The sequence below is a fragment of the Geodermatophilus sp. SYSU D00815 genome, assembly GCF_054050035.1.
In genome coordinates this window covers 205,709-219,366 of sequence record NZ_JBJGYO010000004.1, presented here as the reverse complement: position 1 = coordinate 219,366, position 13,658 = coordinate 205,709, and the positions used below count along the sequence as shown (strand labels likewise).

Annotated in this window: 10 protein-coding genes; 8 read left to right on the top strand and 2 right to left on the bottom strand. The window is 76.1% G+C overall.

Annotated features, from left to right (window positions below; genetic code table 11):
- Nucleotides 1–112: 112 nt before the first annotated feature.
- Nucleotides 113–1,387, top strand: a complete 1,275-nt coding sequence (locus tag ACI78S_RS07105; RefSeq protein WP_456971599.1) for an MFS transporter — start codon at nucleotides 113–115, stop codon at nucleotides 1,385–1,387.
- 42 nt (nucleotides 1,388–1,429) lie between these two features.
- Here the strand turns inward: ACI78S_RS07105 and ACI78S_RS07100 are convergent, their stop codons facing one another.
- The gene (locus ACI78S_RS07100; protein WP_456971597.1) at nucleotides 1,430–2,347 is read right to left on the bottom strand and encodes a hypothetical protein; all 918 of its coding nucleotides are present in this window, start codon (nucleotides 2,345–2,347) and stop codon (nucleotides 1,430–1,432) included.
- A gap of 102 nt (nucleotides 2,348–2,449) precedes the next feature.
- The gene (locus ACI78S_RS07095; protein WP_456971595.1) at nucleotides 2,450–3,934 is read right to left on the bottom strand and encodes a CCA tRNA nucleotidyltransferase; all 1,485 of its coding nucleotides are present in this window, start codon (nucleotides 3,932–3,934) and stop codon (nucleotides 2,450–2,452) included.
- 134 nt (nucleotides 3,935–4,068) lie between these two features.
- On the opposite strand from ACI78S_RS07095, the gene ACI78S_RS07090 reads away from it, so the two are divergent.
- From ACI78S_RS07090 to ACI78S_RS07060, 7 genes are all read left to right on the top strand, one after another.
- On the top strand, nucleotides 4,069–4,545 hold the full coding sequence (locus ACI78S_RS07090; RefSeq protein ID WP_456971593.1) for an NUDIX hydrolase: 477 nt from the start codon (nucleotides 4,069–4,071) through the stop codon (nucleotides 4,543–4,545).
- Nucleotides 4,546–4,667: 122 nt separating this feature from the next.
- Complete coding sequence (locus tag ACI78S_RS07085; RefSeq protein WP_456971591.1) at nucleotides 4,668–6,914, top strand: DUF6049 family protein; 2,247 nt, start codon at nucleotides 4,668–4,670, stop codon at nucleotides 6,912–6,914.
- On the top strand, nucleotides 6,911–8,989 hold the full coding sequence (murJ, locus tag ACI78S_RS07080) for a murein biosynthesis integral membrane protein MurJ (protein WP_456971589.1): 2,079 nt from the start codon (nucleotides 6,911–6,913) through the stop codon (nucleotides 8,987–8,989). Before ACI78S_RS07085 ends, murJ begins: the two co-directional genes overlap by 4 nt.
- A 74-nt stretch (nucleotides 8,990–9,063) precedes the next feature.
- On the top strand, nucleotides 9,064–10,791 hold the full coding sequence (locus tag ACI78S_RS07075; RefSeq protein ID WP_456971587.1) for a hypothetical protein: 1,728 nt from the start codon (nucleotides 9,064–9,066) through the stop codon (nucleotides 10,789–10,791).
- Nucleotides 10,792–10,838: 47 nt separating this feature from the next.
- The gene (gene trxB / locus ACI78S_RS07070) at nucleotides 10,839–11,858 is read left to right on the top strand and encodes a thioredoxin-disulfide reductase (RefSeq protein ID WP_456971585.1); all 1,020 of its coding nucleotides are present in this window, start codon (nucleotides 10,839–10,841) and stop codon (nucleotides 11,856–11,858) included.
- Between the two features lie 121 nt (nucleotides 11,859–11,979).
- Complete coding sequence (gene trxA, locus ACI78S_RS07065; RefSeq protein WP_456971583.1) at nucleotides 11,980–12,309, top strand: thioredoxin; 330 nt, start codon at nucleotides 11,980–11,982, stop codon at nucleotides 12,307–12,309.
- 127 nt (nucleotides 12,310–12,436) lie between these two features.
- Nucleotides 12,437–13,570 (top strand): N-acetylmuramoyl-L-alanine amidase, encoded by a 1,134-nt coding sequence (locus ACI78S_RS07060; protein WP_456971581.1) that lies wholly within the window; start codon nucleotides 12,437–12,439, stop codon nucleotides 13,568–13,570.
- The last annotated feature ends 88 nt before the right edge of the window (nucleotides 13,571–13,658 follow it).

Here is a 13,658-nt window from a genome sequence, read left to right as displayed (position 1 = left end):
TGCGCCGTCGCGGAGCGTCCGGCGGATCGCGCCGGTCGGACCTCCCCCCGAGGGGTTCCTCCCGGCCCGGCGGTGACGCGGACGTGGGTTGCCCGCCCCGTACTGTGACCGGGTGCACCAGCAGGAGGCGACGACCGCGCGCCACCTGTTCCGCCGGGGCGACTTCCGGCGCCTGCTCGGCACCCGCCTGCTGTCCCAGTTCGGCGACGGCGTGTTCCAGGCCGCGCTGGCCGGCACCGTGCTGTTCAACCCGCAGCGCGCGGCCGACCCCGTCGACGTCGCCGCCGGCTTCGCCGTCCTGCTGCTGCCCTACTCCCTGGTGGGCCCGTTCGCCGGCGTGTGGCTGGACCGGTGGAGCCGCCGCCAGGTGCTGCTGCACGCCAACGTCGTCCGGGCCGGGCTCGTGGCCGTCGTGGCGGCGCTGGTGCTCGGCGGCGTGGCGGGCCTGCCGTTCTACGTGGCCGGGCTGGCCGTGTTCTCCGTCAACCGGTTCGTCCTGGCGGCGCTCTCCGCGGGGCTGCCGCACACGGTCGACGAGCCGTCGCTCGTCTCGGCCAACGCGCTGTCGACGACGTCGGGCGCCGTCGCGACGGTGCTCGGCGGGGGCGCCGCGCTCGGCCTGCTCCCGCTGACCGGGTCCGGCGACGGCGGCTACGCGGCCGTGACCGCGGCCGCCGCGCTGCCGTACCTCGCCGCCGCCGCCGTCGTCTCCGGGTTCTCGCGGGCCCACCTCGGCCCCGACCACATGGCGCGGTCCGCCCGGCTCTCGGCCCGCGAGGTGGCCGCCGGCATGGTGGCCGGCGCGCGGCACGCGTGGTCGCACCCGCCCGCCGCGGCGGCGCTGACCGCGATCAGCCTGCACCGGCTCTGCTACGGCGTCCTCACGCTGATGACCCTGCTGCTCTACCGCAACACCTTCGCCGGGTCGGGCCTGTTCCCGGGCGGCCTGGTGGGGCTGGGCCAGGTGGTCGGCGCGGGTGCGGTGGGCACGCTGACCGCGGCGGCGGTGACGCCGTGGGTGGTGCGGCGCATCGGCAAGCCGCGGTGGACGACCGCCCTGCTCGCCGGCGTGGGCGTGGCGCAGCTGGTGCTGGGGCTGCCGTTCGTCCCGCCGACGATCGTCGCGGCCGGCTTCGCGCTGGGCTTCGCCGGCCAGGCGGTGAAGATCTGCGTGGACACCACGCTGCAGGAGGCCGTGGACGACGACTTCCGCGGCCGCGTCTTCTCCGTCTACGACACGCTGTTCAACGTCACCTACGTGGCGGCCCTGCTGATCGGGGCGTTCGTGCTGCCGCCGTCGGGCATCTCCGCCCCGGTGCTGGTCGCCGTCGGCGCCGGCTACGTGCTCACCGCCGTCCTCCACGCCCGCACCACCTCCCGCCACTGAGCGGGGTGCCACGGCGCGGAAAGTGCGCCCCTGCCACTCCGCTCAGCCGCCGGAAGCGACGAGGATTTCTCTCGCGCAGATGTCACCGGCCCACCGGAGACGCCGTACCGGAAAGCGCAGGAGTCGGACGCCCACTCCCTGGATCGCGTTCTGGCGCCGCAGATCACCGTCCCAGTCGGCGGCGCTGAGGTGGAACGCTGCTCCGTCCGCCTCGGCCGCGACGCGCTGATGACGCCAGTAGGCGTCCACGAAGAAGATGTCGGCCGGAGTCGTGATCGCCGCCCCCCACTCCGGTTCGGGCAGGCCCGCCTGCGCGATGACGCGCCGGAGGTCGCTCTCGCCGACCGACCGCATCCCTCGCGAGGCGTCGGCCACCGCGTCCTCCAACCACGCCGTCGCCCGGCGGCCGGCCGCCCGGAACTCCGCCGCCAGGTCGTCGAGCAGCGCCAGGTCCTTCCGGAGGACGTCGGCCACCACGTGGTCCACGTCCTGTCGCCGTCGTGCGGTCAGGGCCACGTCCACGGCCGCGCGCGCCGCGGTCGTCGTCCGCAGCCCGTCCACGACGAGGTCTCCCAGCGGTCTGCGGCTCTGGTGGACGACCACGAAGCCGCACGACTCGAGATGACGGCCGTGCGGGACCGTGACCTGGACCAGCCCGGCATCAGGTGACGTTGCGTAGTCCCCTCGGACACCGGCGACGCGCCGCATGGCCACGGGCTCCTCGACCCGAGCTCCCAGGAGGTGGAGTGCGCTCGTGTGCGACAGCCGTCCGTCGTCGCCTGCCCGCAGGAGGGCGGCGACGAGGCGCTCCCGGCGCGTGAGGGCGCCGGAATGCACGACGATCACCCCCGGGACCGGCTCCTGCCAACGGCCCGCGCGCACCGCCCGTCTGATCCGGTCCTTCCCCACGCCCAGCACAGCCAGCTCGCGGCGATGGGCGGTGGTGACCGGGACGCGCACCGGGGGAGCGTGGGGCATGCGAACGGGCGGCACGCGCGCCGTCCACAGGCCTCCACGGCTCGTGGAGTGCCACGGGCGCGGAATCCGCGCCGTGGCACTCCATCAACTGCGGGCGCGCCACCAGGTGAGCAGCTCCTGCTCCGCCTCGTCGGGGGAGAGGGGGCCGCGCTCGAGCCGCAGCTCCTTGAGGAAGCGCCACGCCTCGCCGACCTCCCGCCCCGGCGGGATGCCCAAGATCTCCATGATCGCGTTGCCGTCGAGGTCCGGGCGCACCCGCGCCAGGTCCTCCTTCTCCGCGATCTCGGCGATCCGCGCCTCGAGGGAGTCGTACGTCGCGGCCAGCGCCGCGGCCCGCTTCCGGTTGCGCGTCGTGCAGTCCGACCGCACCAGCTTGTGCAGGCGGGGCAGCAGGTCGCCGGCGTCGGTGACGTAGCGGCGCACCGCCGAGTCGGTCCACTCGCCGCGTCCGTACCCGTGGAAGCGCAGGTGGAGAAAGGTGAGCTTGGCGACGGCGTCGATGACGTCCTTGGGGTAGCGCAGGGCCGTCAGGCGCTTCTTCACCAGCTTGGCGCCGACCACCTCGTGGTGGTGGAAGGAGACCCGCCCGCGGGGCTCGTGCCGCCGGGTGGCCGGCTTGCCGATGTCGTGCAGCAGCGCCGCCAGCCGCAGCACCAGGTCGGGCGACCCGTGCTCGGGATCGGCCTTCTCCAGCGCGATCGCCTGGTCCAGGACGGTCAGCGAGTGCGCGTAGACGTCCTTGTGCTGGTGGTGCTCGTCGATCTCCATCCGCAGCGCCGACAGCTCGGGCAGGACGACGTCGGCCAACCCCGTGCCGACGAAGAGCTCCAGCGCCGCCCGGGGCGCGTCCTGCAGCAGCGTCTTGGACAGCTCCGCCTGCACCCGCTCCGGGGTGATCCGGCCCAGCTCCCCGGCCAGCGCGGTCATCGCCGCGACGACCTCGTCGTCGGGGGTCACCTGCAGCTGCGCGACGAAGCGGACGGCGCGCAGCATCCGCAGCGGGTCGTCGAGGAAGGACTCGACGGCGCTCCCCGGCGTCCGCAGCCGCCGCTTCAGCAGGTCGCCGAGCCCACCGAAGGGGTCGGTGACCCGGCGGTCGGGGCCGAGCGAGACGGCCATCGCGTTGATCGTGAAGTCGCGCCGGGCGAGGTCGTCCTCGAGCGAGCTGCCCCAGGCCACCTCCGGGTTGCGCGACTCGCGGTCGTAGCGGTCGGCCCGGTAGGTCGTGATCTCCAGCCGGACACCGCGCACCTCGGCCCCGACCGTGCCGAACTCGATGCCCGTGTTCCACGTGGAACCCGCCCAGCCGCGCAGCAGGGCCAGGGTCTGCTCCGGCCGGGCGTCGGTCGTCACGTCGAGGTCCCCCGGCACGCGCGGCTCGCCCGAGCCGGCCGCGAGCAGCGCGTCGCGCACCGAGCCGCCGACCAGGTGGACCTCGAACCCGGCCGCGGCGAAGCGCTCACCCAGCTCGGTGAGCACGGGCGAGAGGTCGACGAGCTCGCGCACCGTCTCCTGCACGGCCGGCGGCACGGGCTCGGGGGCGGGGCGACTCGGGGGCGCTGCGGACACGACGAGCCAGGGTAGTGGCGCGCCGGATCCACCCCGGTGCGGCTCCGTGGTCGCCGCCCTGCGGGCGCCCCGCCCGGCTCGATCCCGCTGCGATGCTCCCGGAGCTGTCGCCGGACGCGCGCTACCCTCCTGGCATGGCTGGGACGGGCGGGCGAGGACGCCCCGGCCGCCGGTTGCGCCGGGTCGACGAGACCTCCGCCGGGGGCCTGGTGGTCGCCGACGACGGGGTCAACGAGCCCCGTGCCGCCCTCATCGGCCGCACCGACCGTCGCGGCCGCCTCCTCTGGTCGCTGCCCAAGGGGCACATCGAGGAGGGCGAGACGCCCGAGGACACCGCCGTCCGCGAGGTCGCCGAGGAGACCGGGATCATCGGTGAGGTCGTCGCCCCCCTGGGGATCATCGACTTCTGGTTCGTCGCCGAGGGACGCCGCGTGCACAAGACCGTGCACCACTTCCTGCTCCGCGCGATCGGGGGAGCCCTCTCCGACGCCGACGTCGAGGTGACCGAGGTCGCCTGGGTCCCGTTCTCGGAGCTGGCCGACCGGCTCGCCTACGCCGACGAACGAGCCCTGGTCGAGCGGGCGCCCGCCCTGCTGGCCGACAGCGCGTGAGCGGGCTCGCGAGCTCACCGGCAGGCACAGCAGACGGTCGCCCCAGCGGCGAGGGGAGCCGGCGAGGAGCGCGCGCGGGGCGTGGGGCCGACCCCGACCGCGCCCGGCCGGGGTCGCGGGCCGTGCTCGCCGTCCTGCTCTGCCTCACCCTGCTCGGCGCACCGCTGCTGCTCGCGCCGCCGCGCGCCGCCGCCGCGCCGGTGGACGACACCAGCGACCCGGGCCGGCCGATCACGGTCGACGTGAGCCGGTTCGAGCCGCGCAGCGTCGCCCCGGGCTCGATCGTCACGGTCACCGGCACGCTGACCAACACCGGCGACACCACGGTGGGCGACCTGGGCATCCGGCTGCAGCGCGGCGATGTGCTGACCACCCGGGCCGAGCTGGCCGCCGCCGACGACGACCCCGATCCCGACACCACCGTCGTCCCCGCGTTCCAGGACGTCGCCGGCGAGCTCGAGCCGGGCGACTCGACCCCGTTCAGCTACGCCGTCCCCGCCGACGAGCTCCGCCTCGACCGCGACGGCGTCTACCCGGTGCTGCTCAACGTCAACGGCACGGTGGACGGCGGCGAGCGGCGCCGCGTCGGCGAGCTCTCCACCTACCTCGTCCAGCAGCCGGCGATCCCGGCGGGGCGGACGTCGGTGGCCTGGCTGTGGCCGCTCGTCGAGCGCTCGCACCGCACCGCCTCCGGCGCCTTCGCCGACGACGGCCTGGCCGCCGTGGTGCGCGAGGGGGGCCGGCTCGACCGGGCGCTCTCCGTCGTCGAGGAGCTGCCCCGCGCCGTGCCCGGGAGCGGCGGCGACGCCGTGCCGACCGTCCCGGTCACCCTCGCCGTCGACCCGGCGCTGCTCGAGGAGCTCGCCCTCATGGCCGCCGGCCCCTACGAGGTCGCGGGTCAGGCCGAGCCCGGGGAGGGCAGCGCGGACGCGGAGGCCTGGCTGGAGCGGCTGCGCGCGGTGGCCCGCCTGCACACCGTCGTCGCGCTGCCCTACGGCGACGTCGACGCCGACGCCCTGGTGGCCGCCGGCCTCTCCGCCGTCCTCGGCCGCAGCCTGCCGGAGGGCGGCACCGCCGAGGACCAGGCACCGGCCGCCGACGCGGCCCCGGAGGCGGCGGGCTCCACCGGCGCCGGGGCGCGGATCGTCGGCGACGTCCTGGGCGTGCAGCCGCGCACCGACCTGGCCTGGCTGGCCGACGGCACCGTGCGCGCCGAGACCGTCGCCGCGCTGCAGGCCGGCGGGGCCGAGCGCGTGGTGCTCGGCGCCGGCGCGCTGGTCGGCGGCGAGGCCGCGCTCGGGCTCGGTGAGAGCACCGCCGCGGCCCGGGCCACGCTCGCGCTGCCTGAGGGCTCGGTGGAGGCGCTCCTCGCCGACCCGGCGCTCGGCGCGGTGGCCGCCTCCACCGGGCAGGTGGCCGGCGGGGTGCGGATCGCCGAGCAGCGCTACCTGGCCGAGCTGGCCCTCCTCAGCCTCGCCGCCCCCGCCGACCCCGCCCTCGCGCCGACCGTGCTGGTGGCCCCGCCCCGCGAGGTGGGCGCCGACCCCGAGGGCGTGCGGGCGATGATGCTCGACACCGCCGAGCTGCCGTGGCTGCGCCCGGCGACCGTCGAGGAGCTCGCCGCCGGCCCGGTCGCCGACGCCGGGGCGCTCGCCGCGCCGGCCGACCCGGTGCTCGACGCCGGCGGGCTGGCCGAGCTCGCGGGCGCCGTCGCCGTCCGCGACGACCTCGCCGGTGCCGTGGTGGGGTCCGCCGACGCCGCGCTCGCCCCCTACGACGCCGCCGTCGCCCGCGCCGCCTCGGTGACGTGGCGGGGCGACCCGACCGGCTTCCGCGCGGCGGCCGGCGCGGCCCAGGAGGCGCTCGCCCGGCTGCGCGGCCGCGTCACGCTGCTCGCGCCGGCCGACGGCACGTACAGCCTCGCCTCGAGCGACGCGCCCCTGGTGCTGACCGTGCGCAACGACCTGCCCTTCACGGTCCGGGTGCGGCTCGAGGTGCGCACCCGCGGCAACGTGGGCCTGCGCATCGAGGACGTCGGGCTGCAGGAGCTGGCGCCCGGCGAGCGGACGACGCTGCAGGTGCCGACGTCGACCAGCCAGTCCGGCCGCGTCGCCGTCGTCGCGGCGCTGACCACGCCGAGCGGCGGCCCGCTGGGCGAGCGCGTGGACATCCAGGTCAAGAGCACCGCCTACGGCGCCATCTCGCTGACCATCACCATCGGGGCGGCGGTGCTGCTGGGGCTGCTCTTCCTGCGCCGCCTGGTCCGCTTCCTGCTCGGCCGGCGCCGCGGCCCGTCCGACGGCGTCCCGACCGGCCCCGCCCCCGAGGGGGCGGCCGTGCCGCTGCCGCCCACCCGGAGCCCGGTGTGAGCGAGCGCAGCGAGCTCGCGCACGAGCACGGCGACGCCGCACGCGGGGACGGCGGCCGCCCGCCACTGCCCCCGGTCCCGCCGGCGGGTCCGCGCACCCGCGGCCGCGCACCGGCCCCGCTGCCCCCGCCGCCGTACAAGGAGCCGCCGCCGCCGTCGGTCCCGTCGGCCGACGCCCTCTCCGGCCGGGCGCCCTCCGGGGAGCGCCCCGCCGTCCGGCCCGCGCTCCCGCCCCCGCCGCCGTACCCGGCCGGGCGGTCGGCGCCCGCGCCGGCTCCGCCGCCCGCCGACGGCGAGCCCCTGCCCCGCCGGATGCCGCTGCCCCCGCCGCCACCCCCGCGGCGGCGGTTCGTGCCGCACCCGGAGGAGGAGTTCACCCAGCTCATCCCCGTGCTGCCGCCCGTGCCGCGGGCGGTGGAGGAGAGCGACGCGGAGGCCGAGGAGCGGGAGGGCGCTCCGGGGGCGAGCCGCGGCATCCTGCGCGCGGCCGGGACGATGGCCGTGGCCACGCTGGTCAGCCGCATCACCGGGCTGCTCCGGACGATCGTGCTCACCGCCGCGCTCGGCCTGGGCCTGGTCAACGACGCGTACACCACCGCCAACACGCTGCCGAACATCGTCTACGAGCTCCTGCTCGGCGGGGTGCTGACCTCGGTCGTCGTCCCGCTGCTGGTGCACCGGCAGGAGCGCGACCGCGACGGCGGCGTGGCCTATGCCCAGCGGCTGGCGACGATCGCGATCGCCGGCCTGGCCGTGATCACCGTCCTCGCGGTGCTCGCAGCGCCCGTGCTCACCTGGGCCTACGGCATCCGGGACGACCCGGAGCAGGTGGCGCTGGCGAACTGGCTGGCCCGCCTGCTGCTGGTGGAGATCGTGTTCTACGGCGTCGGCGCGCTGGCGACGGCGATCCTCAACGCGCGCGACGTCTTCGGCCCGCCCGCCTGGGCCCCGGTGCTCAACAACGTCGTCGTCATCGCCACCGGGCTGCTGTTCATGGCCGCGAGCGGGCCCGGGGACCTCACGCCGGCCACCATCACCGCCGGCCAGGTCTGGCTGCTCGGCATCGGCACCACGCTCGGCATCGCCGTGCAGGCGCTCGTGCTGCTGCCCCTGCTGCGCAAGGCCGGGGTCCCCCTGACCCCGCGCTGGGGGGTGAAGAACACCGGCCTGCGCGAGGCGGGCACGCTCGGGCTCTGGGTGATCGGCTACGTGGCGGTCAGCCAGGTCGGCGTCGTGGTGGCCACGAACGTCGCGAACGCGGCCACCCGGGCCGGCGGCCTGGGCCAGAGCGCGTTCGCCAACACCAGCCTGCTGTTCCAGATGCCCTACGGCATCATCGGCGTCGCGCTGCTGACCGCGCTGCTGCCGCGGATGAGCCGGGCGGCGGCCCGGGGGGACGTCCCCGGCGTGGTGCAGGACCTCTCGCTGGGCACCCGGCTCTCGGCGCTGGGCCTGCTGCCGGTGACGGCGGCGCTGTGCGTGCTCGGCCCGTCGCTGGCGACCCTGCTCTTCGGCCACGGGCAGACCTCGGTGGCCGACGCCCGCGCCGTGGGCGTGGCGCTGGCCATCGGCGCCTTCGGCCTGCTGCCGATGGCGGTCACGCTGCTGCAGCTGCGGGTCTTCTACGCCATGAAGGACGCCCGGACGCCGACTCTCGTCCAGGTCGGGATGGTCGCCGTCCGGGTGCCGCTGCTGCTCCTGGTCCCCGTGGTCGTCGAGCCCCGGCACGTCGTGGCGGGGCTGATGCTGGCCACCAGCCTCACGTACGTGGCCGGGTGGGTCCTCGGTGACGTCGCGCTGCGGCGGCGCCTGGGCGCGGTGCACACCGGCGCCACCCTCGCGCCGGTCGCGCGCGTCGGGGCGGTGTCGGTGGCGGCGGGCCTGCTGGGCTGGGGAGCGGTGGCCCTGCTCGGTCACGTTTTGGGCACATCGGTGGCGGGCTCGCTCGTCACTCTGCTGGTCGGTACCGTGGTGATCGGCGTCGCGACCGCCGGAGGTCTCGTGGTCGCCCGCGTCCCCGAGGTCCGGGAGCCCCTGGCGGCGCTCCGGGCCCGGCTGGGGCGTGGTCGAGCGTGAGACCCGGTGCCGGGACGTCGGGCCCGGGGCGTGGCGCCGCCGGGAGCGATGCGAAGAGGAGGTCGTCCGCGCCCATGACCTCCACGGTCACCGGCCTCCCGGACCGCTACCGTCCGCTCGACCAGGTCGGGCCGGACGAACCCACCCCCACCGGGGTCATCCGCACCTACCGGGCCAAGGACCGCATCCTCAACCGCGACGTCGCCATCCGCGTGCACACGCCCGGCGGCCCGGCCGCGCACGCGTGGATCGCCCGCGCCCTGACCGCCGGCGGCCTGGCCACCCCGGCCCTGGCGATGGTCTACGACGCCGCCGAGGGCAGCGGCGACGGCGACGCCGCCAACAGCGCGGCGTACGTGGTCAACGAGTGGATCGACGGGGAGACCCTCGCCGAGCGGCTGGCCCGCGGGCCGCTGCCCCAGCGCGAGGCGCGCACGGTGGTCCGCCGGCTGGCCGAGGGCGTGGCCGAGGCCCACCGCGTCGGCCTGGCGGTCGGCGGCCTCACCCCCGAGCACGTCGTCCTGCGGCCCAACGGCCTGGTGGGGCTGCGCGGCGTGCCCGCGGCCAACGGCACCGTGCAAGGCGACATCACCGCCCTCGGGGCGCTGCTGGAGGCGTGCCTGGGCGGCCCCGCCGCCGTCGACTCCGCCGGCCGCGGGGCGCGCCGGACGCCGGCCGTCCCGCCGGACCTGGCCGCCCTGGTGCGCCGCGCCCGCTCGACCGAGCCCGGGCAGGGCCTGTCCAGCGTCGCGGCCATGGTGTCCCTGCTCAACGAGCGGCCGCGCGCCGGCGCCCCGGCCCTCGACCGCCCCGACAGCGGCCGGCTGCGCCGGGTCCACCCCGACGACGCGCCGCCCGCGCCGCCCGCCCCGCCGGCGCCCACGGTGAGCGTCGACGCCCCGGTCCGGATGGCCCCGCAGACCCTCCCGCCCGTCCCGCCGGTGCGCCCGGCACCGCAGGCCCCGCCACCCGCCGACGACCGGTGGACGGCGACCGGGGACGCCTGGCCGCCCACCTCCGACGACCTCGGCGCGGTGCTCGACGACCGGTCCTACGACCCCTACGGGGCATACGACGCCGACGACGCCGACTCGTACGACGGTGACGGCTACGACTCCGAGGGCTACGACGCCGACACCGGCAGCACCGACCGCCAGGTGGAGGAGCCCGGCGCGCGCCGCCGCTTCGCCGTCATCGGCATCTCGCTGGCCGCGCTCGCCGTCGTGGTCGCGCTGGCCTGGTGGTTCGGCACGAACGTGCTCTCCGTGGCCGGCTCGGTCGACGAGGTACCGGGCTCCACCCCGCCGCCGAGCTCGTCGAGCGGCGAGGCGAGCAGCTCCGCGCCGTCCGCGGGGGCGCCCGCGGCGATCGTCGGCGCCGAGGTCTACAACCCCGAAGGCGACGGCGAGCCCGAGAACGACGAGGACGTCCCGCTCAGCTTCGACGGCGACCCCGCGACCTCCTGGTCCACGGTCACGTACTTCCGCTCGCCGGCGTTCGGCAACCTCAAGAGCGGCGTCGGCGTGCTGTACGACCTCGGCGGCGAGCAGCAGCTGGCCGGCGTCACCGTGAACACCAGCACGCCGGGCATCACCGTCGAGGTGCGCACCGGTGCCGAGCCCGACGGCGCCCTCGACAGCTACCCGGTGGCGGCGAGCGGCACGGTCGACGGCGAGACGCAGCTGGCGTTCGAGGCCCCGGCCACCGCGCGCTTCGTGCTGGTGTGGATCACCGGCCTGGTGCCCAGCGACGACGGCTTCGCCGGGAGCATCTCCGAGGTGGCGGTCAGCACCGCCGGCTGACGGGAGGTGCAGCCCGGAGCGGGAATGCCCCCCTACCATCGGCGGTTGTGCAGCCCGTGACGAACTCCCAGCCGACCCCCGGACCTGCGGTCGCGACCGACCCGGCGCACCCCGGCATCCCGCCGGCGGAGCGCGACGGCGTCCGCGACCTGATCATCATCGGGTCCGGTCCGGCCGGCTACACCGCGGCGATCTACGCCGCGCGCGCCAACCTGCACCCGCTCGTCTTCGAGGGCTCCCAGTTCGGCGGCGCTCTCATGACGACCACCGAGGTGGAGAACTTCCCCGGCTTCCCCGAGGGCATCCAGGGCCCGCAGCTCATGGACGACATGCGCACCCAGGCCGAGCGCTTCGGCGCCGAGCTGCAGCCCCGCGACGTCACCGAGGTCGACCTCACCGCCACCCCCAAGGTGGTCAAGGTGGGCGACGAGACCCACCTCGCCCACGCGGTCATCGTGGCCACCGGCTCCAAGTACCGGTACCTGGGCCTGGACAACGAGCAGCGGCTGCTCGGCCGCGGCGTCTCGGCGTGCGCCACCTGCGACGGCTTCTTCTTCCGCGACCAGGACATCGTCGTGGTCGGCGGCGGCGACTCCGCGATGGAGGAGGCCACCTTCCTCACCCGGTTCGCCAAGAGCGTCACCGTCGTGCACCGCCGCCAGGAGCTGCGCGCGTCGAAGATCATGCAGAAGCGCGCCCAGGACAACGAGAAGATCCGCTGGCAGCTCGGCAAGCAGGTCACCGACGTCCTCGGCCAGGACACGGTCGCCGGCGTCCGGCTCACCGACGTCGAGTCCGGGGCCACCGAGGAGCTGCCGGTGGCCGGCGTGTTCGTCGCGATCGGCCACGACCCGCGCAGCGAGATGTTCGCCGGCCAGCTCAAGCTGGACGACGCCGGGTACGTCCAGGTGGAGCACCCGACCACCCGGACCAACATCGACGGCGTGTTCGCCTGCGGCGACGTCGTCGACCACATCTACCGGCAGGCGATCACCTCGGCCGGCACCGGGGCCGCCGCGGCGATCGACGCCGAGCGCTGGCTGGCCGAGACCTTCGACGAGCGCTGACGCCCCTCCGCAGCGTCCCGCCGCGAGCGGTGGGACGGCGGGGCCTTGCGGGGCATAGATCCACCACCGTGCCGGTTGGAGAGACCGGCGACCTTCGAGCAACCGAACAGGGAGTACGACCATGGCAGGCAACACCGTGACGGTCACCGACGCCAGCTTCGCCAGCGAGGTGCTGGGCAGCGACAAGCCCGTCCTCGTGGACTTCTGGGCGGAGTGGTGCGGGCCGTGCAAGATGGTCGCCCCGGTGCTGGAGGAGATCGCGGCCGAGCACGGCGACAAGCTCACCATCGCCAAGCTCAACATCGACGAGAACCCGCAGATCGCCCGTGACTACCAGGTGATGTCGATCCCGACGATGACCGTCTTCCAGGGCGGCAAGCCGGTGAAGAGCATCATCGGGGCCAAGCCCAAGGGCGCGATCCTCTCCGACCTCGCCGACTACATCCGCTGACGCCGGAAGGCGGTCGAGGGCCCGTCCGACCACCCGGCCGGACGGGCCCTCGCGCGTCGGCGCCCACCCCCGCCGGGCCGCCGGGCGCACGGCGGGCGAGAATCGGACCACGATGAGCGACAGCCGCATGCAACCCCTCCGTCCCGGGGACAGCGGCCCGGCCGTGGCCGAGGTGCAGGCCGCGCTGCGCAGCCTGGGCCTGCTGCCACCCGTCCCCGACGGCGGCGGCCCGGCCGAGGGCCCCGCGGTCTACGAGGCCGTCACCGAGCTCGCCGTCCGGCACTTCCAGCAGGTGCGCGGGCTGACCGTCGACGGGCGGGTCGGCGAGGAGACCTACCGCGCGCTGACCGAGGCGCGCTGGTCGCTCGGCGACCGGTTGCTCCGCTACGACCCCGAGCGGCCGATGCGGGGCGACGACGTCACCAACCTGCAGGACCGCCTGCACGAGCTGGGGTACGACGCCGGCCCGGTCGACGGCGTCTTCGGCCCCGAGACCGAGATCGGCCTGCGCACCTTCCAGCGCGACTACGGCCTAACCTCCGACGGCACCTGCGGCCCCGCCACCCTGCGCGCGCTGCGCCAGCTCGGCCGCAAGGTCACCGGCGGCCGCCCCCAGCTGCTGCGGCAGAGCGCGTCGTTCGTGGAGAGCGGTCCCCACCTCATCGGCCGCCGCATCGTCGTCGACCCCGGCCACGGCGGCCCGGAGCCCGGCCACCGGCACGGCGAGACCACCGAGGCCGACCTGGTCCTCGACATCGCCTCGCGCATCGAGGGGCAGCTGGCCGGGGCCGGAGCCACCGTCTACCTGACCCGCGGACGGCACCAGAACCCCTCGCACACCGAGCGGACGACGTTCGCCAACCAGGCCCGGGCCGACCTGTTCCTCTCGCTGCACGTCGACGCCCACCGCTCCGAGCACGCCCGCGGGGTGGCCAGCTACCACTACGGCACCGGCTCGGGGGCCTCCTCCACGGTCGGGGAGCAGTTCGCCAACCTGGTCCGCCGCGAGGTCGTCGCCCGCACCGGCATGCTCGACCTGGGCTCGCACCCCAAGACGTGGGACCTGCTGCGCACCACCCGCATGCCCGCCGTCCGGCTGGACCTGGGCTACCTGTCCCACCCGGTCGACCGGCTGCTGCTGCTCGACGCCCGGCTGCGCAGCACCATCGCGCAGGCGGTCCTCGCCGCCGTCCAGCGGCTCTACCTCGCGCCCGAGGCCGACCCGCCGACGGGCACCTTCGTGCTGCCCGCCAGGAGCTGACGCTGTGACGGATGGAGCGGGCGGGACCGGACCCGTCCGTCCGCCTGCCGTGTCCTGCGAGCCGTCGCGGCGGCGCTGCCTACACTCC

Coding starts and splice junctions, on each gene's coding strand:
- ACI78S_RS07090 (WP_456971593.1), top strand. CDS start 4,069: ATGGCTGGGACGGGCGGGCGAGGACGCCCCGGCCGCCGGTTGCGCCGG.
- ACI78S_RS07075 (WP_456971587.1), top strand. CDS start 9,064: ATGACCTCCACGGTCACCGGCCTCCCGGACCGCTACCGTCCGCTCGAC.
- trxA (WP_456971583.1), top strand. CDS start 11,980: ATGGCAGGCAACACCGTGACGGTCACCGACGCCAGCTTCGCCAGCGAG.
- ACI78S_RS07060 (WP_456971581.1), top strand. CDS start 12,437: ATGCAACCCCTCCGTCCCGGGGACAGCGGCCCGGCCGTGGCCGAGGTG.